The sequence below is a fragment of the Bradyrhizobium sp. USDA 3315 genome, assembly GCF_054056795.1.
In genome coordinates this window covers 6,828,639-6,849,144 of the sequence record NZ_JBSRYP010000001.1, presented here as the reverse complement: position 1 = coordinate 6,849,144, position 20,506 = coordinate 6,828,639, and the positions used below count along the sequence as shown (strand labels likewise).

At 65.3% G+C, this 20,506-nt stretch carries 16 protein-coding genes; 6 read left to right on the top strand and 10 right to left on the bottom strand.

Annotated elements, in window-relative coordinates; translation table 11 throughout:
* The first annotated feature begins 358 nt into the window (after positions 1 to 358).
* Both ACVIYL_RS32090 and ACVIYL_RS32085 read left to right on the top strand, forming a co-directional pair.
* Positions 359 to 2,770: a phosphoketolase family protein gene (locus ACVIYL_RS32090; RefSeq protein WP_456780515.1), complete on the top strand. Its 2,412-nt coding sequence runs from the start codon at positions 359 to 361 to the stop codon at positions 2,768 to 2,770.
* Between the two features lie 3 nt (positions 2,771 to 2,773).
* A complete protein-coding gene (locus ACVIYL_RS32085) occupies positions 2,774 to 3,958 on the top strand; it encodes an acetate/propionate family kinase (protein WP_456780514.1) in 1,185 nt (394 codons plus the stop codon).
* Between the two features lie 240 nt (positions 3,959 to 4,198).
* Here ACVIYL_RS32085 and ACVIYL_RS32080 read toward each other — a convergent pair whose 3' ends face one another.
* On the bottom strand, positions 4,199 to 5,005 hold the full coding sequence (locus ACVIYL_RS32080; RefSeq protein ID WP_456780513.1) for an enoyl-CoA hydratase/isomerase family protein: 807 nt from the start codon (positions 5,003 to 5,005) through the stop codon (positions 4,199 to 4,201).
* Positions 5,006 to 5,079: 74 nt separating this feature from the next.
* On the opposite strand from ACVIYL_RS32080, the gene nthA reads away from it, so the two are divergent.
* From nthA to ACVIYL_RS32065, 3 genes are read left to right on the top strand one after another with little or no spacing between them, the layout of a single operon-like run.
* Entirely contained in the window at positions 5,080 to 5,709 is a 630-nt protein-coding gene (gene nthA / locus ACVIYL_RS32075; RefSeq protein ID WP_456780512.1) for a nitrile hydratase subunit alpha, read from the top strand.
* Complete coding sequence (nthB, locus tag ACVIYL_RS32070; RefSeq protein ID WP_310884685.1) at positions 5,706 to 6,365, top strand: nitrile hydratase subunit beta; 660 nt, start codon at positions 5,706 to 5,708, stop codon at positions 6,363 to 6,365. The genes nthA and nthB overlap by 4 nt, the downstream gene beginning before the upstream one ends.
* Positions 6,365 to 6,742, top strand: coding sequence for a nitrile hydratase accessory protein (locus ACVIYL_RS32065; protein ID WP_229192093.1), 378 nt, complete (start codon positions 6,365 to 6,367; stop codon positions 6,740 to 6,742). The genes nthB and ACVIYL_RS32065 overlap by 1 nt, the downstream gene beginning before the upstream one ends.
* A gap of 472 nt (positions 6,743 to 7,214) precedes the next feature.
* Here the strand turns inward: ACVIYL_RS32065 and queC are convergent, their stop codons facing one another.
* Positions 7,215 to 7,934, bottom strand: a complete 720-nt coding sequence (gene queC, locus ACVIYL_RS32060) for a 7-cyano-7-deazaguanine synthase QueC (protein WP_456780511.1) — start codon at positions 7,932 to 7,934, stop codon at positions 7,215 to 7,217.
* A 127-nt stretch (positions 7,935 to 8,061) separates the two neighbouring features.
* Between queC and mazG the strand changes: the two genes are divergently transcribed.
* A complete protein-coding gene (mazG, locus tag ACVIYL_RS32055) occupies positions 8,062 to 8,916 on the top strand; it encodes a nucleoside triphosphate pyrophosphohydrolase (RefSeq protein WP_456780510.1) in 855 nt (284 codons plus the stop codon).
* A gap of 171 nt (positions 8,917 to 9,087) precedes the next feature.
* On the opposite strand, the gene mgtE is transcribed toward mazG, so the two are convergent.
* From mgtE to dusB, 8 genes are all read right to left on the bottom strand, one after another.
* Entirely contained in the window at positions 9,088 to 10,458 is a 1,371-nt protein-coding gene (mgtE, locus tag ACVIYL_RS32050; RefSeq protein WP_456780509.1) for a magnesium transporter, read from the bottom strand.
* A 153-nt stretch (positions 10,459 to 10,611) separates the two neighbouring features.
* Positions 10,612 to 11,994, bottom strand: a complete 1,383-nt coding sequence (hflX, locus tag ACVIYL_RS32045; RefSeq protein ID WP_456780508.1) for a GTPase HflX — start codon at positions 11,992 to 11,994, stop codon at positions 10,612 to 10,614.
* Positions 11,995 to 12,005: 11 nt separating this feature from the next.
* Positions 12,006 to 12,254: an RNA chaperone Hfq gene (gene hfq / locus ACVIYL_RS32040; RefSeq protein WP_006020546.1), complete on the bottom strand. Its 249-nt coding sequence runs from the start codon at positions 12,252 to 12,254 to the stop codon at positions 12,006 to 12,008.
* A gap of 374 nt (positions 12,255 to 12,628) precedes the next feature.
* Positions 12,629 to 13,999, bottom strand: coding sequence for a nitrogen assimilation response regulator NtrX (ntrX, locus tag ACVIYL_RS32035; protein WP_028331957.1), 1,371 nt, complete (start codon positions 13,997 to 13,999; stop codon positions 12,629 to 12,631).
* 17 nt (positions 14,000 to 14,016) lie between these two features.
* Entirely contained in the window at positions 14,017 to 16,500 is a 2,484-nt protein-coding gene (locus ACVIYL_RS32030; protein WP_456780507.1) for an ATP-binding protein, read from the bottom strand.
* A 188-nt stretch (positions 16,501 to 16,688) separates the two neighbouring features.
* On the bottom strand, positions 16,689 to 18,131 hold the full coding sequence (gene ntrC / locus ACVIYL_RS32025; RefSeq protein ID WP_050419700.1) for a nitrogen regulation protein NR(I): 1,443 nt from the start codon (positions 18,129 to 18,131) through the stop codon (positions 16,689 to 16,691).
* A gap of 9 nt (positions 18,132 to 18,140) precedes the next feature.
* Positions 18,141 to 19,316 carry a two-component system sensor histidine kinase NtrB gene (locus ACVIYL_RS32020; protein WP_456780506.1) on the bottom strand — a complete coding sequence of 392 codons (1,176 nt, stop codon included), beginning with the start codon at positions 19,314 to 19,316 and terminating at the stop codon, positions 18,141 to 18,143.
* A complete protein-coding gene (gene dusB / locus ACVIYL_RS32015) occupies positions 19,313 to 20,314 on the bottom strand; it encodes a tRNA dihydrouridine synthase DusB (protein WP_456781910.1) in 1,002 nt (333 codons plus the stop codon). Before dusB ends, ACVIYL_RS32020 begins: the two co-directional genes overlap by 4 nt.
* Positions 20,315 to 20,506: the final 192 nt, after the last annotated feature.

Genomic DNA, 20,506 nt, shown 5'->3' with positions numbered 1-20,506 from the left:
GGTCGAAACATCAGTCGCTGCCGCTTGTCATCTCTCTGCCTAGTTCCGGCATTTACATATGAGAGACCGGTGATCCCGCCCGGAGATGGCTCGTTTGCCGATGCCGAAGAACAAACCAGTCGCCGTCACCGCTAGGCTGCAGCGGGTGCGCCGCTCCAAGGCGGCAAACGAAGGAACGAGGGTCGGCGCCTGCGGTTGGAGCCAGCGAACGCAATGCATCAGCCAAGAACCGCAGCCAAGAACCGCCGCCGCTATCGCTGCCCGACGTCCCGCCCGGCCCCGCCATCAGTCGAGCACGATCATCACCGGCCGGATCAACCTGTAGCTGTTGTGATAGTTTTGGGGAGGAGTTGGCTCCATGAAAGCAACCATCGAACAAAGAACGATCGCCAGCAATCTCGATCTGCTCGACCGCTACTGGCGCGCCGCCAATTACCTTTCGGTCGGGCAAATCTATCTTCTCGACAATCCGCTGCTCGGCGAGCCGCTGCGCAAGGAACACATCAAGCCCCGCCTGCTCGGCCATTGGGGCACCACGCCGGGCCTGAATTTCGTCTATGCCCATCTCAATCGGGTCATTCGCGCGCTCGATCTCAGCGTCATCTACATTTGCGGTCCGGGACACGGCGGTCCGGGCATGGTGGCGAACACATATCTCGAAGGCACCTATAGCGAGATCTATCCCGATGTCGGCCGAGACATGGACGGTCTGCGCAAACTGTTCCGGCAGTTTTCCTTCCCCGGCGGTATCCCAAGCCACGCAGCACCGGAAACGCCCGGCTCCATCCATGAGGGTGGCGAACTCGGCTATTCGCTGGTCCACGCCTATGGCGCGGCATTCGACAATCCCGATCTGATCGTGGCCTGCGTCGTCGGCGACGGCGAGGCGGAAACCGGTCCGCTCGCTGCATCGTGGCACTCGAACAAGTTCCTGAATCCCGCGCGTGACGGCGCGGTGCTGCCGATCCTGCATCTCAACGGCTACAAGATCGCCAATCCGACGGTGCTCGGGCGGATGGGCGACGAAGAAATCCGCAACCTGTTTCGCGGCTACGGACATGAGCCGCTTTTCGTCGAGGGCGACGATCCGATGCCGATGCATCGCGCCATGGCCGCTGCCCTGGATGAGGCGCTTGCAGTCATTCACAAGATCCAGACCGAGGCGCGCGGCGGCAAACGATCGGAGCGGCCGCGCTGGCCGATGATCGTGCTGCGCAGTCCAAAGGGCTGGACGGGTCCGAAGGAGGTCGACGGGCTCAAAGTCGAGGGCTTTTGGCGCGCGCACCAGGTGCCGATCGCGCAAGTCCGCGACAACCCCGCGCATCTCAGGCTGCTTGAAGACTGGATGCGCAGCTATCATCCAGAGCAACTGTTCGACAAGGATGGTGCGCTGATCCCGGAGCTCCAGGCCCTCGCCCCGACCGCGAACCGCCGGATGGGCGCCAATCCGCACGCCAATGGCGGCCTTCTGAAACGCGAGCTCCGGCTGCCGGATTACCGCGCATTTGCCGTCGACGTGAAGCATCCGGGTCAGACGGTCGCCGCAGCGACCCACGAGCTCGGAAAATACCTGCGCGATGTCCTCAAGCTGAATGCCGATACCGGCAATTTCCGCATCATGGGGCCTGACGAAACCGCCTCGAACCGGCTGGATGCCGTATTCGAAGCCACAGACCGGGTCTGGATGGAGCCGACCGAGCCGTATGATGTCCATCTCGCTCGAGACGGCCGTGTCATGGAAGTCCTCAGCGAGCATCTCTGCCAGGGCTGGCTGGAGGGCTATCTATTGACCGGACGCCATGGCTTCTTCTCCTGCTATGAAGCGTTCATCCACATCGTGGATTCAATGTTCAACCAGCACGCCAAATGGCTGAAGGTCTCGCGCCAATTGGCGTGGCGGCGTCCGATCGCCTCGCTCAATTACCTGCTGACGTCGCATGTCTGGCGCCAGGATCACAACGGTTTCAGCCACCAGGATCCCGGCTTTGTCGATCTGGTCACCAACAAGAAAGCCGACATCGTCCGTGTCTATTTCCCGCCCGACGCCAACACGCTGCTATGGGTCGCCGATCACTGCCTGCGGACCTACGATCGGATCAATGTCATCGTCGCCGGCAAACAACCGTCCGCGCAATGGCTTTCGATGCAGGACGCCGCCACCCATTGCGACGCCGGCACTGGCATCTGGACGTGGGCCGGAACCGGAGATGCCACAAGCGAGCCCGATGTCGTGATGGCTTGCGCGGGTGACGTTCCAACGCTGGAGACGCTCGCCGCCGTTGATCTGCTGCACAAGGCCCTGCCCGACCTCAAGATCCGCGTGGTCAACGTCGTCGACCTGATGACGCTGCAGCCGATGCAACAGCACCCTCATGGCCTCAGCGATCGCGACTTCGACAGCCTGTTCACGCGCGATCGCCCCGTCATCTTTGCCTACCACGGCTACCCATATCTCATCCACCGGCTCACCTATGGCCGGGCCAATCACGACAACATGCACGTGCGCGGCTTTGTAGAGGAAGGCACGACGACCACACCTTTCGACATGGTCGTTCTCAATGGGCTCGACCGCTATCATCTCGCGATCGAGGTGATCGAGCGCGTGCCGGGGCTCGCCACCAAGGCCGCACAGATCAAGCAAGGATACCGGGATGCCCTGATCGCGCATGCGCGATATGTGCGCGAGCATGGCGAGGACATGCCGGAGGTTCGAGACTGGGTCTGGCCGAACGGCACCGGCGGCGCCACCCCTGCCAAATCCGGCGGTTGAGCCATGCCGACCTCCAATGCGGTTCTGGTCGTCAACTCCGGCTCGTCGAGCATCAAGTTCGGCGTTTTCGATGCTTCACATGCCGATCCCAAGCTGCTCTGCAAGGCGCAGATCGATGAGCACGAGGGCGCCTCGCGATTGGTCTTCACCGATCCGGCCGGCCGCGCGTCGTTCGCGTTGGAGCAAGCCGAACCAGATGCGCCGCCCGATCGGCTGCTCGCCGACGTCCTGGCACGGATCGAACATCATCTCGGCGAGCGGCTGCGTGCCGTCGGGCATCGCGTCGTACACGGCGGCCGCGAATTTCCGCGACCGGTCGAAGTCAATCGGACGGTGCTTGCCGTCCTCGACGCCCTCACCCCGCTGGCGCCGCTGCATCAGCCTCGGTGCCTGACGCCAATCCGGGCAATCAGCGCGATCCGGCCGGAACTGATGCAGGTCGCATGCTTCGACACGTCGTTCCATCATGGCCTCGCGCCGCCCGTCAATCGGTTTGCGATCCCGAGACATCTCGAACGCGCCGGCATTCGGCGCTACGGCTTTCACGGCCTCTCCTTTGAATATGTCGCGGGCCGCCTTGCCGACATCTCGCCGGAGTTTTCCTCGAAGCGCACCGTGGTGGCGCATCTCGGTAACGGCGCAAGCCTCTGCGCCATGCGCAACGGCCGGAGCATCGACACCACGATGGGTCTGACGCCCCTCGACGGCCTGGTCATGGGGACCCGTTGCGGCACGATCGATCCGGGCGTTCTGCTTTACGTCCAGCAGCAGAACGGCATGTCGGTCGACGACCTTGAGCAGCTGCTTTATCACCAATCGGGGCTGCTCGGCGTTTCGGGCATCTCCTCCGACATGCGTGTCCTGCTCGCAAGCAAGGAGCCCGCCGCGAAGGAAGCGGTTGATCTCTTCACGTTCCGCACCGCGCAGCAGGTCGTCGCGATGGCTGGCACGCTGGGCGGACTGGAATGCCTGGTGTTCACCGGCGGTATCGGCGAGCACGCCAGCGAGGTTCGCAGCCAGGTCTGCGAACGACTGCGATGGCTGGGTGTCCAGCTCGATCCATCCGCCAACGCCGCGGCAGAGCTGCACATTGCTGGCAAGGACAGTTCAGTGGACGTGCTCGTCATGGCGACAAACGAGGAAGCAACGATCGCTCGCCACTGCGCAGCCTTGATCTCGGGAACCTAGGATCGAGAGGCGCGATTCACATAGGCAAATGCGGATGCCGGTGATGGGCGCATGGTGCGCGCTGCCTGCTCGGTCTCGACAACGGTGCAGGCGGATGACCCCAGCGTCGGCCCCAGGGCCCGCAAAGGCGCTGGGGCCGTCTCCGCACCGCAAAGGCCCTGACGCACCGGCCCGGCGTCAGGGCCTTCGCCATTCCGAAGCCTGGATCCGAAGCTTGGAAAGGCTCTTGAACGACACGCATCAGCGCCCCTTGAAGTGCGGCTTCCGCCGTCCGAGGAAGGCCGCGACGCCTTCCTTGTGATCCTCGGTCAGGCTCGCGAGCGCGAACTGGTCGAGGTCCATGTGGCTGGCGAGATCGTCGAGCGCATGTGCGAGCCGGTTGACCGTCAGCTTGGTCATCGCGACCGAGATCGGCGGCTGGGCGGCGACCTTGGCCGCGAGCGCCATCGCGGCGTCATATGACTTTCCAGGATCGGTCACCTGCTCCACTAGGCCCCATTCGTAGGCCTCCTCGGCCGAGATCCGGTCGTCGGCCAGGATCACAGCCTGCTTGGTGCGCGCCGGTCCCATCAGATGCAGCATGCGCGGCACGCTCTGCCAGCTCATGTTCATGCCGAGCGCGATTTCCGGCACCCGAATATGCGCATCGCGCGCCATGACGCGGAAATCCAGCGCGACCGCGAGTGCCACGCCGCCGCCGACGCAAAACCCCTCGATCGCGCCGATCGTGACCTGCTCCATGTCCTGCCAGGCGCGCGTCAGCCGCGGCCCGAGCTTCAGGTGCCGGCGCAGCGTGCCCATATCCATGGTCTGGCGCGAACGCCCTTCGGCATCCTTGAGATCGAAGCCGGCGCTGAACGATTTGGCACCGCCGGTCAGCACCACCACCGAGGTCTCGCCATCGTCCTCGAAACTGCGCGCCGCGTCAGTCAGCTGCCGCAGCGCCTCCGGCGACAGCGCGTTGATACCGTCGCCGCGGTCGAACCGCACCACGCCGATGCGGCCGTCCGGCCCGAGGCCCTTCTCGATCGTCACATAGTCAACCACGCATACCTCCCCGCTCGCATTCTTGTGTACTGCCTGCCTCGACATAGCACGACGGTTTCGCCTATTCTGTGGGTATGAGCGAACATGATCATCACCACCACGATCACGACCATTCCGAACTGTCGGAGACCGAACTGCGCGTCCGCGCGCTGGAATCGATCCTGACCGAGAAGGGCTATGTCGAGGCTGCCGCGCTCGACGCCATCGTGCAGGCCTACGAGACCAAGATCGGCCCGCATAACGGCGCCCGGGTCGTCGCCAAGGCCTGGACCGATCCCTCCTTCAAGAAGGCGCTGCTCGAGGACGCCAGCAAGGCGGTCGGCACCCTCGGCCATGTCAGCCGGGTCGGCGACCATCTGGTCGCGATCGAGAACACGCCCGGCCGCCACAACATGGTCGTCTGCACATTGTGCTCCTGTTATCCCTGGGAAATGCTCGGGCTGCCGCCGGTCTGGTACAAGGCCTCGCCCTATCGCTCGCGCGCGGTCAAGGATCCGCGCGGCGTGCTCGCCGATTTCGGCGTCAGCCTGCCGAAGGAGACGGAAATCCGGGTCTGGGATTCGACCGCGGAAACACGCTTCCTGGTGCTGCCGATGCGGCCCGAAGGCACCGAGGGCTGGAGCGAAGACCAGCTCGCCGAGCTGGTGACGCGCGATTCCATGATCGGCACCGGCTTTCCCAACAAGCCGGGAGCGCCGTCATGAACGGCGTCCACGACATGGGCGGCATGGATGGGTTCGGCAAGGTCGAGCCCGAGACGAACGAGCCGATGTTCCATGAGGAATGGGAATCCCGGGTGCTCGCCATGGTCCGCGCGATGGGCGCGGCCGGCGCCTTCAACATCGACGCCTCGCGCTTCTATCGCGAGACCCTGCCGCCGCAGGTCTATCTGTCGAGCTCCTACTACAGGAAATGGCTGCTCGGGCTGGAGGCCCTGCTGCTCGACAAGGGCTTCATCTCGAACGACGATGTCGCCGCCGGACGTTCCGTCGCGCCGGCGAAATCGCTCAAGCACGGCAAGTTCTCCGTCGCCGATGTCGAGCGCGTGATGGTGCGCGGCAAGTTCGGCCGCGCCGCGCCGGGGCCTGCGAAATTCAAGGCCGGCGATCGGGTGCGGGCGAAGAACATCCATCCCGCGACGCACACACGGCTGCCACGCTACGTGCGCGGTCACGTCGGGGTGGTCGAGCGCGATCATGGCTGTCACGTATTTCCCGATACCGTGGCCAACGACGCCGGCGAGCATCCGCAATGGCTGTACACCGTCGTGTTCGACGGACGCGAGCTGTGGGGACCGGACTCCGATCCGACCATCAAGGTCTCGATCGACGCGTTCGAGCCGTATCTGGAGGCCGTGTGATGGATGCAGGTGCCGCCGCGCGCGCCACCAGCGCCGTCTCCAGCATTCCCCGCGACCAGGACGGCCCGGTATTCCGCGCACCGTGGGAGGCGCAGGCGTTCGCCATGGCCTTGACGCTGCATGACCGCGGCGTGTTCACCTGGCCCGAATGGGCCGCCGCGCTCGCCGACCAGATCAAGCGCGCGCAGGCGGCCGGCGATCCCGACACCGGCGAGACCTATTACCAGCACTGGCTCGCGACGCTCGAACATCTCGTCGCCGCCAAGGGCGTCACGACGCATGAGACACTGCACCGCTACCGCGACGCCTGGGACCACGCCGCCGACCGCACCCCGCACGGCCAGCCGATCGTGCTGACGGCGGGGGATTTCGAGTAGCCTCGAATGCCATGATTACCTACATGCGCATGCGCGGGTGATGTCATCGCGTGGTGGGTCGCCTTGAATCGCGAACTCATCCTCATCGTCGTCCCGGCGAAGGCCGGGACCCATAACCCCAAATGCAAATTGTTACGCGATGCTGGAACGACGAGTCCCACCCACAACGCCTGCCGCGGCGTATGGGTCCCGGCCTTCGCCGGGACGACGACGGGGAGAGAACCGCGCGCACGGATTTCAGAGACGGGAGTGCTGGAGCCGAGAAGCCGCAGCATACCGGATCGCCCGGTCGGGTCGCTCTGCAGAATTTCTGGATAATAGAAGAATACCGCTGAGTTGCCCGACGTGTCAAGTTGCCGTGTCGAACGTGTCGAACGTGCCGTGTCGAACGCTGGCAGCCGCGGACTCCTTTGCATGGGGTTGTTTTCGATATTTTGGCCGTGCGCCCCTGCGGACGGCTATCAGTCCACGGTTACGGGCCGCCCTGCGCGACGTACTCCCGCCACCCCTTGGCCCGCAGGCTGCAGGCCGGACATTCGCCGCAGCCACAGCCCCAATCGTGCTGCGCGCCACGTTCGCCGAGATAGCAGGTGTGCGAGTGCTCGCGGATCAGGTCGACCAGCCCGGCTCCGCCGAGCTCGTGCGCAAGCCGCCAGGTCGCGGCCTTGTCGAGCCACATCAGCGGCGTGTGCAGCTCGAAATCCCTGGCCATGCCGAGATTGAGCGCGGACTGCAATGCCTTGATGGTCTCGTCGCGGCAATCCGGGTAGCCGGAATAGTCGGTCTCGCACATGCCGCCGATGATGTGGCGGATCCCCCGCCGATAGGCCAGCGCCCCAGCGAAGGTGAGGAACACGAGGTTGCGGCCGGGCACGAAGGTGTTCGGCAAGCCGTCCGCGCCCATTTCGATCGCGACGTCGCGGGTCAGCGCGGTGTCGGAAATCTCGGACAGCGTCGGGATATCAAGCGTGTGGCTGTCGCCGAGTTTCGCAGACCATTCCGGCCGGACCCGCTTGATCCCGGCCAGCAGCTGGTCCCGGCAATCGAGCTCGATCGCGTGCCGTTGGCCGTAGGTGAAGCCGAGCATCTCGACGCGGGCAAAGCGCGACAAGGCCCAGGCAAGGCACGTGGTGGAATCCTGGCCGCCGGAAAACAGCACCAGCGCCGTGTCGGAAGTGTTCTGATCGGTCATGGAACGCGATTTAGCACCTGACGGCGCCGTGGCCAATCGTGGACAGCGTCGCGATTCCGGCGTGTTTTACTGGGATCGGGAGGGGTGTTTTGGCATAAAGCCAATACCTCTTTGATGCCGGTGCCCCATGACCCCATCCCGCGACATTTCCCGCCTGATCGAGATCATGGCTGCGCTGCGCACGCCGGTGACCGGCTGCCCCTGGGACCTAGTGCAGAATTTCGAGACTATCGCGCCGTACACGATCGAGGAGGCCTATGAGGTTGCGGATGCGATCACGCGCGGCGATCTCGACGATTTGCGCGAGGAGCTCGGCGACCTGCTGTTGCAGGTGGTCTATCACGCCAGGATGGCCGAGGAGCAGAACGCGTTCGCGTTCGGCGATGTGGTCGAGGCGATCACCAGGAAGATGATCCGCCGTCACCCGCACGTCTTCGCCGACAAGGACGGCAACATCCAGCCGGCCGGCGTCAAGAGCGCCTGGGAACGGATCAAGGCCGAGGAGAAGGCCGAGCGCGCCGCGCGGCGGCCGCCAGAAGAGGCCGCGCACAAATCGCTGCTGGCGAGCGTGAAGGCGGGCCTGCCTGCCCTGACGCGCGCGATGGAGCTGCAGCGCAAGGCGTCCACCGTCGGCTTCGACTGGAACGACCCGCGCGCGGTGCTCGCCAAGATCCGCGAGGAGGCCGACGAGATCGAGGCCGCGCTCGACCGCAACGACAAGGCGGAGATCGCGGAGGAAACCGGCGACCTGATGTTCGCGCTGGTCAACCTCGCCCGCCACGTCGACGCCGATCCGGAAGCGGCGCTGCGTGCGACCAACGCCAAGTTCGAGCGGCGCTTCGCCTATATCGAGAAGGCGCTGGCGGCGAAGGGGCGTTCGCTCGATGGTGCGTCGCTGGAGGAGATGGACGCGTTGTGGAATGAAGCGAAGAGCGCAACCCTGGCTGTCGTCCCTGCGAAGGCAGGGACCCATACCGCGTGATCTAACGGTGACTGACGGTGTCAGTCCCGCGCGAGTCACCGGCAGCTGAAGTTTTTGTGTGAAACTGCGACCAAGCGCAATAATGATGGCCGGTGGTTATGGGTCCCTGCCTTCGCAGGGACGACATCGAAAATGTGGATGGGCCGCGTCAAAACACGCAATCCCCTCGCCTCACAACAGCGTCCCACGCAGGATCACCGCGGCGACGCCGAAATAGATCACGAGACCGGTGACGTCGACCAGTGTCGCGACGAACGGCGCGGAGGCGCTGGCCGGGTCGAAGCCGATGCGCTTGAGGATGAAGGGCAGCATCGAGCCGCACAGCGATCCGAACGTGACGATGCCGATCAGCGCGGTGCCGACGGTCGCTGCGACGAGCACCCAATGCGGGCCGTAGTCGAACAGGCCGAGCGTCTGCCAGAGCGTGATCCTGACGACGCCGATCAGGCCGAGAATGGCGCCGAGCACGATGCCGGTCGGCAATTCCCGCACGGCGACACGCCACCAGTCGCGCAGCCGCACCTCGTGCAGCGCCAGCGAACGGATCAACAGCGAGGTTGCCTGGGAGCCGGAATTGCCGCCCGAACTCATGATCAGCGGGATGAAGAGCGTCAGGACGATCGCCCTCTCGAGCTCACTCTGGTACGACTGCATTGCGGTCGCGGTCAGCATTTCCGACAGGAACAGTGCGCACAGCCAGCCGGCGCGCTTCTTGATCATCTCGCCGAAACCGATCCGCAAATACGGCTCGTCGATCGCTTCCATGCCGCCGAACTTCTGGGCGTCCTCGGTCGATTCCTCGACGATGGCGTCGATGACGTCGTCGACCGTGACGATGCCGAGGATATGGCCGGGGCCGTCGACGACGGCGACGGCGAGTAGGTCGTAGCGCGAGATCAGCCGCGCCGCCTCCATGCGGTCGGCCTCCGGCGAGATCATCAGCGGCTTCCGCGCCGGCGCCGCGGTCAGCACATTGGCGTGCGGATCGCCCGAGATCAGGCGACGCAGCGGCACGGCCTGGATCAGGGTCTTCTTGACCGGGTCGATCACGAAGATCGAGTAGACGGTCTCGCGGGTGCGCTCGACCATCCGGATGTGATGCAGGACCTCGGCGATGGTCCAGCTCGAGGGCACGCTGACGAACTCGGTCGTCATGATGCTGCCGGCGCTGCGCTCGGGATAGGCCAACAGCCCCGAGATGACGTTGCGGGTCTCCGGATTGAGCCCGTTCAGCAGCGTGGTGCGCAGCGGCTCGACCAGCTCCTTGAAGATATCGGCGGCACGGTCGTCGGAGACGCCCGACAGCAGCGAGACCGCGGTATCTTTCGGCAGCTCGGCGAGAATCTCGCAGGTGTTGTCGAGCCCGGGCAGGTCGAGCACCTCGATCGCCTTCTCGGCCGGCAGCGAGCGCAGCAGCTTGGCGGCCTCCGCGGGCTCCCGGGCGTTGAGCGCATCGACGATCTCGGGAGCCCGGACATGGGCAAGATCACCGCTCTGGCCGGCGAGCGCCTCTTTCGTGATGGTTTCGCTGGTGTCCTGCATCGATCCGCCTCGGCTTTGCGTTCTGCAGCGCAATGAACCAAGGCGGCGCGGATTTCAAACAGAAAGTGCGACGCCGCGTCGCAGGCGCATCGGCGCCCGCAACGTCACGGCGTCGTCATATTTCGGAAGATTGCAGGGACCGTCTTCGAGGACTTACGCCTCGTGGGGAACGGCGGCGAACCGGCTCATCACGATGTCGCGCTTGGTCTCGTCGACGCGCACCGTCATGTCGAAGCGCTCGCCATGCAGCTCCTTGTTCAGGACCTCGGCATTGCGGTGCAGCCAGCTGATGCCGGCGCCATCGGAGGCGTCGATCGAGAGATTGAGCGTCGAGCGCTTGGCCGCGAGGCGATCCTCGATCGCGGTGAGCAGCGCATCGATCCCCTCGCCTGTTGCGGCCGAAACCAGGAAGCATGGCCGCTCCGGCGGACGGCGCGCGGCGATATTGCGCAAATTGTCCCGCTCCTCGGGATCGAAGCGGTCGATCTTGTTCCAGACCTCGATGATGCGCTGGCCACCGTCGGCATCGGGATCGATGCCGAGCTGGCGCAACACCGCCTCGACGTCGCGCTCCTGCGCCTCCGCGTCCTCATGGGCGATGTCGCGGACATGCAGGATGATGTCGGCTTCCAGCACCTCTTCCAGCGTGGCGCGGAACGCGGCCACCAGCTGGGTCGGCAAATTGGAGATGAAGCCGACCGTGTCCGACAGCATCGCCTTGCCGCCATGCGGCAGGTTGAGCGCGCGCAGGGTCGGGTCGAGCGTCGCAAACAGCATGTCCGCGGCCTGCACGTCGGCGCGGGTCAGGCGGTTGAACAGCGTCGATTTGCCGGCATTGGTGTAGCCGACCAGCGCCACCACGCGATACGGCACGCGCTGGCGGCCGGCGCGATGCAGCCGCCGCGTCGCCTGCACCTTCTTCAACTCGCCTTCGAGCTTGGTGATGCGCTCGCTGATCAGGCGGCGGTCGGCCTCGATCTGGGTTTCGCCGGGGCCACCCATGAAGCCGAAGCCGCCGCGCTGGCGCTCGAGATGGGTCCAGGACCGCACCAGACGGCTGCGCTGGTAGTTGAGATGGGCGAGCTCGACCTGCAGCGCGCCTTCCTTGGTCTTGGCGCGGCGGCCGAAGATTTCCAGGATCAGGCCGGTGCGGTCGAGCACCTTGGTGCTCCAGGCCTTCTCGAGATTGCGCTGCTGGATCGGCGACAGCGCGCAATCCATCACCACGAGCTCGACCTGGTTGCTGGCGACGAGGCCGTTGATCTCCTCAACCTTGCCCTTGCCGAGATAGGTCGCGGGCCGAACCTGGCTGATCGGCGCGATCACGGAGTCCACCACCGTGAGGTCGATCGCACCAGCGAGGCCGGCGGCTTCCTCGATCCGCGCTTCATAGTCGCGGACAGACGAATCTGTTTGCGCATCGCCGTCGCCACGGCGCGTGCGCAGGTACGGGCCGATGACGATCACCCGCCCGGTGCTGCCGTCCCCCGCCGACCGTGCACGGTCGGCGCCCCCTTCACGATTGAAGGGTTCCAATCAGTTCACTCTCAAGCCGGTGCGTCCTCACCACCTTCGAACAACTGAATCGGAGCTCCGGGCATGATGGTCGAGATCGCGTGCTTGTAGACCAGCTGCGAGTGACCATCGCGCCGCAGCAGCAAGCAGAAATTGTCGAACCATGTGACAATGCCCTGCAGCTTTACTCCGTTGACCAGAAATATCGTCAGTGGCGTCTTGGTTTTACGAACGTGATTAAGGAAGGTGTCTTGTAGATTTTGTGCGCGGTCTGCCGCCATTGTTTTTGTCCCGCAAGCTTGTGCTTCTTTTTATTGAACCGGTTGTTGCTCTCTGACGGAGCCTCCTCCGGCTGCCCACCTGCCACGAGATCCCCCTCCGGCAGGCATAGCGGTAGGATTAGAGGCTACGCGCGGTTTTTAGGCAAGCCAGTTCGCGGTGCAGTCGGTAGGAACACGGTGGCAATTCTAAGAAAGTGCGGGGAAAGAGACGAATATTCTCGTGGAGAGTGGATAAATCCCCGGTTGTACCGGCCCCGCCCTCGCCCCGCTGATCGATCCAAACCGCCCCGAGAGCCGCCTGTCGGCTCCCCGGCGGGTGACCGCCGGGGCTTCGCTTCGAGCCGCCAGCGGACTGCTGGCCTGCCGCGCCGGGGTCAGCCGACCCCGAGCGCCTTCAGCTTGCGATGCAGCGCCGAGCGCTCCATGCCGACGAACTCCGCGGTGCGCGAGATATTGCCGGAGAAGCGGCTGATCTGGGCGATCAGATAGTCGCGCTCGAACACCTCGCGCGCCTCGCGCAACGGCAGGCCCATGATGTGCTCGCCATTGTTGGAGGTCGGCATCGCCGGCACCATCGAGCCGACGTCCTGCGGCAGCATGTCGGCGGTGATGATCGCCTCCGGACCGCCGCCGGCCAGGATCATCACGCGCTCGACATTGTTGCGGAGCTGGCGGACGTTGCCCGGCCAGACGTGCGACTGCAGGACCGCCATCGCGTCCTGCCCGATCTGCCGCTTCGGCAGGCCGGTGGCGGCCGAGATCTGGTCCATGAAATAGTCGATCAGCTCGGGGATGTCCTCGCGTCGCTCCGACAGCGGCGGCACCCGGATCGGCACCACCGAGAGGCGATGATAGAGGTCCTCGCGGAAGCGGCCTGCGGCGATCTCCTCCTCGAGATTGCGCGCGGTCGAGGAGATGATGCGGACGTCGACATGGACTTTGCCGGTGCCGCCCTGGCGCTGGAAGGTCTGATCGACCAGCACGCGCAGAATCTTGTTCTGGGTCTCGCGCGGCATGTCCGCGATCTCGTCGATGAACAGCGTGCCGCCATGCGCCTCCTCGAGCGCGCCGGCCTTGCGCTGCTGCTCGCCGTTCGATCCCTCGATGCCAAACAGCTCGATCTCCATGCGCTCCGGCGTGATCGCGGCCGCATTGATCACCACGAACGGCCCCTCGGCGCGCCCGGAGGCATGGTGCAGCGTGCGCGCGGCAAGCTCCTTGCCGGCGCCGGAGGGACCGACGATCAGGATGCGGCTGTTGGCCTTGGCGGCGCGGTCGATGGTCTGGCGCAGCTGGTTCATGCAGGCCGAGCGGCCGGTCAGGACGCTCGCCGCCGGCGCCAGCTGCTTGAGCTCCTTCACCTCGCGCTTGAGCCGCGAGGTCTCCAGCGCCCGGGTCGCGACCAGGATCAGCCGGTCCGACTTGAACGGCTTCTCGATGAAGTCGTAGGCACCGCGCTTGATCGCGGCGACCGCGGTCTCGATGTTGCCGTGGCCCGAGATCATCACGACGGGCAGATCGGCATTGTCCTTCTTGATCTGCTCGAGCAACTGCAGGCCGTCGAGCTTGGAGCCCTGCAGCCAGATGTCGAGGAAGACCAGGTTGGGCCGGCGGTTGGCGATCTCGGCGAGCGCCGAGTCGCTGTCGCGCGCGGTGCGCGTGGAAAAGCCCTCATCGTCCAGAATACCCGCAACGAGGTCGCGAATGTCAGCTTCGTCGTCGACAATCAGAATGTCACTTGCCATGGGTTACACCTGCCTTGTCAGTCGCTCGTCGCGGCTTTGAATTTTGGCTTTTGCGCATTTGGCTCTTGATTGTTTGGCCCTTGATCAGCGGGATCTCGGATAGGTTCTTGGATTGGTTCTTGGGTCGGTTCTTGGATTTTTGGTTCATTGTTGGTCGCTTGTGCCGGGCCGTTGGTCGGCTCCTCCGGCGGATTTTTTTCACTTTCCGGTTCGGTCTTGTCCGGTTTGACGTCCGGTTTTTGGTCCTTGCTTTCGGGCTTGTTCTCCGGCTTGGCCGCCTGGCCCGTGACGGCAAAGCGCAGCCGCATCCAGGCGCCGCGCTGGCCGTCGCGGAAATCGGAGGCATCCTTGAGCTCGATGCGGCCGCCATGGTCCTCCAGAACGCGGCCGACGATCGCCAGGCCGAGGCCGGTGCCCTTCGCCCGGGTCGTGACATAGGGCTCGAGCAGGCGCGCGCGGGCGACCTTGGGCAGGCCGATGCCGTTGTCGACCACGTCGATCAGGATGTCGTCGTTCTCGCGCTGCGCCACGACGTCGATGCGGCCCTTGCCAAGTTCCTCGCGCGGCACCTGCTCGATCGCCTCGGTGGCGTTCTTGATGATGTTGGTCAGCGCCTGCGAGATCAGCCGGCGATCGAACTGCGCCGGCAGCGGCGACTGCTTGATGTCGGCCTCGATGTCGAGATCGGGATGGGCGACCTTCATCAGGAACACCGCCTGGCGCACCACGTCGGCGACGTCCTCCCCTTCCATCACCGGCTTCGGCATCCGCGCAAAGCGCGAGAACTCGTCGACCATCCGCCTGATGTCGTCGACCTGGCGCACGATGGTATCGGTGCACTGCTCGAAGATCGACTTGTCCTTCTCCTCGGTGATGGTCTTGCCGAACTTGCGGCGGATGCGCTCGGCGGAGAGCTGGATCGGGGTCAGCGGGTTCTTGATCTCGTGGGCGATGCGGCGGGCGACGTCGCCCCAGGCCGAGGTGCGCTGCGCCGACACTAGCTCGGTGATGTCGTCGAGTGTGATGATGTAGCTGTCGCGCGATTGGCTGGTCTGCTCGGCCGAGACGCGGACCGACAGATTGCGCTCATGGCCGTCGCGCAGGATCGTGACCTGCCCCTGCACCAGGCGCTGCGTTCCCTCGCGCGCGGTCTTCATCATCTCGTCGAGCTCGGGCAGCACGTCCGAGAGCGGATGGCCGAGCGTCTCCGATTCGGCGTGCCCGATCAGCTTCTCCGCCGAGCGGTTGAGGACGCCGATGGTGCCTGAGGCGTCGACCCCGATGATGCCGGCAGAGGCCGACGACAACACCGCTTCGATGAAGCGGCGGCGGCTGTCGATGGTTTCGCTGGCATCGACCAGCTCGTTGCGCTGGGTGCGCAGCTCCTGGGTCATCTTGTTGAAGATTTCGCCGAGCAGCGCGAGGTCGCTTTCCGACTTGTTGACCGGCACCTGGACGTTGAGATTGCCGGTCGAGACCTCGCTCGCCGCGCCCATCAGCTGGCGGATCGGCGACACCAGCCCGTTGGCGAAGTTCAGCCCGATCAGCACCGAGGCCATCAGGATGGTCAGCGCGATCACCGCGAACATCAGCGCGAACGCGACCTGGATGCCGAGCCTGCGGGTCTCGAGCTGGGCATATTCGGCCGCGCTGGTCTGCGTCTGCTTGAGCTGGGCAACCACCGCCGGATCGAGCAGCCGCGCCACGTACAGGAACATGTCGTCATAGGCCCGCAGGCGGACCACGGAGGCGACGTAGTTTTCCGGAAAGACCGAGATCTTCGGCTCGGTCTCGTTGATGTCCTTCAGGATGTCAGGCGGCGGCGCCTCGTAGTTCAGGCGAACGCCGGTTTCGGCGCTGGCGACGATCTTGCCGTCCTTGTCCATCAGCACCGCGACCGGGAGATTGCGCGACTCGGCGCCGGCCGTCATCAGCTGCAGGAACGTCATGCGATCCTGGTCGTAAAGCGGCCGCGCATGGGCGAGGTCATTGGCCATCGCCAGCGTGTCGCCGTTGATGAGCTGGGCGTGCTCCTGCATGTAGGCGCTGGCGATGGTCAGCGAATTCTGGATCACCTGCTTGGTAGGGCCGGAGAACAGCCGGTCGAGGCCGCGCTCGATGGTGACGTTGGCCACGATCGACACCAGCACGGCGGGCAGCACCGCGATCACCGAGAACAGGCCGACGATCTGCACATGCAGCCGCGCCGCGGCCCGGCCGCGCCGCCTCGCCTGCACCATCTGCCAGACTTCCCGGACGATGATGCCGACCAGCAGCAGGATGGTGCCGGCATTGATCATCAGGAAGGAGCGGACCACCTCGGACGTGGGCTCGATCGGGGTCAGCCCGGTCAGCACCACGAAGGTCAGGAAGGCGGACAGCAGCGCGATGGCCACGGCAAACGGCGCCAGCCAGCGCCGCAGCGGGAAGCCCCGCGCCTCTGCATTGGGCTCGGCCGACGGGGCGCGTAATGTTGAAGCGGTGGTCTCTGCGCTGGTCATACCGGCAATTGAGCTGAGAGCGATCGCCCGCGGGAATTGCGAACTGATGCAATCATATCACAATGTTGCCGAATTGCGACATTTCCGCGGCGCAAACCCCTGGTGCGGCGCCGTGTCCCCAAAACCATTTGTGACTACTCAATACGGTAGCGAGCTTGAAGCGAGGCTTGCGCCCCGCCCTGGCAGCCCTAGCCGCCGCTCCGGTAGACCTGGATGTCGAGGTCGCGGATCTTCTTGCGCAGCGTATTGCGGTTCAATCCGAGCAGGTCGGCGGCCCGGATCTGGTTGCCGCGGGTCGCCGCCAGCGCGGCGGTCAGCAGCGGGATCTCGATCTCCTTGAGGATGCGGTGGTAGAGGCCCGGCGGCGGCACGCCGTTCGGGAAGCCGGAGAAGTGCGAGGACAAATAGGCTTCGACCGCGCCGCCGAGATTGTCGACGCCGACGGTCGCCGTGCTGCCCGAGGTGACCGCGGGCGGCGCCAGCTCGCCGTCGATGACGGACGAGGTGATGACGTCCTGCGGATAGAGCGCGGCGAGCCGCCGGGCGAGGTTTTCCAGCTCGCGGACGTTGCCCGGCCAGCGGTGCTGCTTGAGCCGCTCGAGCGCCTGGGCGTCGAGCTTCTTCGGCGGCAGGCCGTCCTTCTCGGCGAGCGAGAAGAAGTGCCGGATCAGGTCGGGCAGGTCCTCGATGCGCTCGCGCAGCGGCGGCAGCCGCAGCGGCACCACGTTCAGGCGGAAGAACAGATCCTCGCGGAACAGCCCCTGTTGGATCAGGATGCGCAGGTCCTTGTTGGAGGCGGCGACGATGCGGACGTCGGTCTTGATCGGGGTGCGGCCGCCGACGGTGGTGTATTCGCCCTGCTGCAGCACGCGGAGCAGCCGGGTCTGCGCCTCCATCGGCATGTCGCCGATCTCGTCGAGGAACAGCGTGCCGCCCTCGGCCTGCTCGAAGCGGCCGGAGGCGCGGGTGTTGGCGCCGGTGAAGGCGCCGCGCTCATGGCCGAACAGCTCCGATTCGATCAGGTCGCGCGGGATCGCCGCCATGTTGACCGCGACGAACGGGCCGTTGCGGCGCCGTCCGTAGTCGTGCAGCGCGCGCGCGACCAGCTCCTTGCCGGTGCCCGATTCGCCCGAGATCATCACGGTGAGGTCGGTCTGCATCAGCCGCGCCAGCACGCGGTAGATTTCCTGCATCGCCGGCGAACGGCCGACCAGCGGGATCGAGTCGAACTCGCCGTCATCGGCGGGACTGGAGACCCGCTCCTTCGGCTCGGCCAGCGCGCGGCCGACGATGGTGATCAGCTCCTTCAGGTCGAACGGCTTCGGCAGATATTCGTAGGCGCCGCGCTCGGAGGCCCGGATCGCGGTCATGAAGGTGTTCTGCGCGCTCATCACGATGACCGGCAAATTCGGCCGCATCTTCTTGATCCGCGGCAAGAGATCGAATGCGTTCTCGTCGGGCATCACCACGTCGGTGATGACAAGATCGCCCTCGCCTTGGCTGACCCAGCGCCACAGCGTGGCGGCGTTGCCGGTGAGGCGAACCTCATAGCCGGCGCGCGACAGCGCCTGGTTCAGGACGGTCCGGATGGCGGTGTCGTCGTCAGCGACAAGTATGCTACCTGCAGGCATTGGTGTTCCTCATCGTGCATCCTGAGAGGCAGGCGAGGACGTACCCGGAACGTCATCGCGGTTGCTTTGGTCGAGTTGCTTGGCGGCGCTGTACATCGGCATCAGTACGCGGAAAGTGGTTTTGCGCGGCTGCGACTCGCATTCGATGATGCCACCGTGATCGCCGACGATCTTGGCGACCAGCGCGAGGCCGAGCCCGCTGCCGGTCTGCTTGGTGGTGACGAAGGGATCGAACAGGTTCGGCAGCAGGTCTTCCGGCACGCCAGAGCCGTTGTCCTTGACGCAGAATTCCAGCGGCAGCGAGACCCGCGATTTCTTGCCGGGCACCGACAGCCGCACGCCTGGCCGGAACGCAGTGGTGAGCTGGATCTCGGCATCGGTGCTGAGATCGGCCACCGCTTCGGCCGCGTTCTTCACGAGGTTGAGGAACACCTGGATCAGCTGGTCCTGGTTGGCCAGCACCGGCGGCAACGACGGATCGTAGTCCTCGATGAAGCGGACATTGCGGGCAAAGCCGGACTGCGCCAGGCGCTTCACATGATCGAGCACGGAATGGATGTTGACCGGACCGCGCGCCACCGGGCGGTCGTCGCCGAACACCTCCATGCGGTCGACCAGCGTCACGATGCGGTCCGCCTCGTCGCAGATCAGTCGTGTCAGCAGCCGGTCCTCGGAGGACGCCTGCTGCTCCAAAAGCTGCGCCGCGCCGCGGATGCCCGACAGCGGGTTCTTGATCTCGTGGGCGAGCATCGCCGCCAGCGCGATCACCGAGCGCGCCGCGCTGCGGTGGGTGAGCTGCCGATCCATCTTGTCGGCGATGGTGCGCTCCTGCAGCATCACCACGATATGCCCGGGCCGCTCGGTCAGCGGCGCAACGTGCAGATCGACCTGGCGATCGCCGCCGATCCGCGGCGTGCCGAGATCGACCTTGTATTCGTTGACCGGCGAGCCGCTCGTCCGCACCTGCTCGATCAGCGCCAGCAGCGGGCTGCCGAACGGCACCAGCTCCTTCAGCGATTGCCGGCGCAGGAACTGGGTCGAGATCTCGAAGAAGGATTCGGCTGCGATATTGGCGTCGACGATCCGCCCGTCGGGTGCGACCAGCAGCACCGGATTGGGCAGCGCATTGAGAATGGCCTCCCCGTCAGTCGGCACCGGCCGGCGGAATTCCATGGCTGACGTCATGCGGCAGCACTCCAGGCAAAATCCTCGTAGGCGTCGGCAAGCGAGCGATGCACGCTGGACGGCTCTTCCGCGGTCAGGATGGCCTGCCGCCAGGCCTTCAATGTCGCGGCCGGCGCGCAGCTATAGGCCGCAGCAGCCTCCAGCGCCCAGCCCAGATGCTTGCGTGCATGCTTGAGCCCGATGCGCAGGCCATAGTGGCTGCAAACCTCGTCATAGAGCGCGCGAACGTGCTTGAGCTGCTCGGCGAGCGACGGCGCGGCCTCGGCGATCCCGGTCTCGAGGCGACGGCCGATCTGTCCCGGCAGCCAGGGCTGCCCCTGTGCGCCGCGGCCGATCATGACGGCGTCGGCGCCCGACATCTCGAGCGCACTGACAGCCTTGTCGAACGAGGTGATATCGCCGTTGACCACGACCGGGACGGTGACGGCGTCCTTGACCGCGCGCACCGCGTTCCAGTTCGCCTCGCCCTTGTAGAACTGGCAGCGGGTCCGGCCATGCACGGTGATCATCTGCACGCCGGCGTCCTCGGCGCGGCGCGCCAGTTCCGGCGCATTGAGCGAGCGGTCATCCCAGCCGAGCCGCATCTTCAGCGTCACCGGCACCTTGACCGCCGACAGCGTCGCCTCGATCAGCGTGATCGCGTGGTCGAGGTCGCGCATCAGGGCCGAGCCGGACTGGCCCCCGGTCACGTGGCGGGCCGGACAGCCCATGTTGATGTCGATGACGTCGGCGCCGGCGCCTTCGGCGATCCGTGCGCCCTCCGCCATCCAGTGGGTCTCGCAGCCCGCCAGCTGGACCACATGCGGCCCGACCCCGGCTGCCTCGCAACGCAGCTTCGACATCGGCTTGCCGTTCACCAGATCGTTGCTGGCGGTCATCTCGGAGACCACCAGGCCGGCGCCCAAAGTGGCAGCGAGTCGCCGGAAGGGCGCATCGGTGATGCCGGACATGGGCGCGAGGAGAACCCGGTTGGCGACAGCAATATCGCCGATCTTCAATGGGTTACGAGGAGTACCTTGCACGCCGGTCACAGCCGTCTCGTCGTTCTGTCAGCCACGCCATTGCAGCTGACGTCGCCTATTCTGCGCACAATTCTTGTGCAGTCAAGGCTCATGCCTACGGTTTAGACATTCCTATCATCAGTGCAGGTGCACTGCAACAAAATCTGCTTTTCCCACAGTCATCGGCAA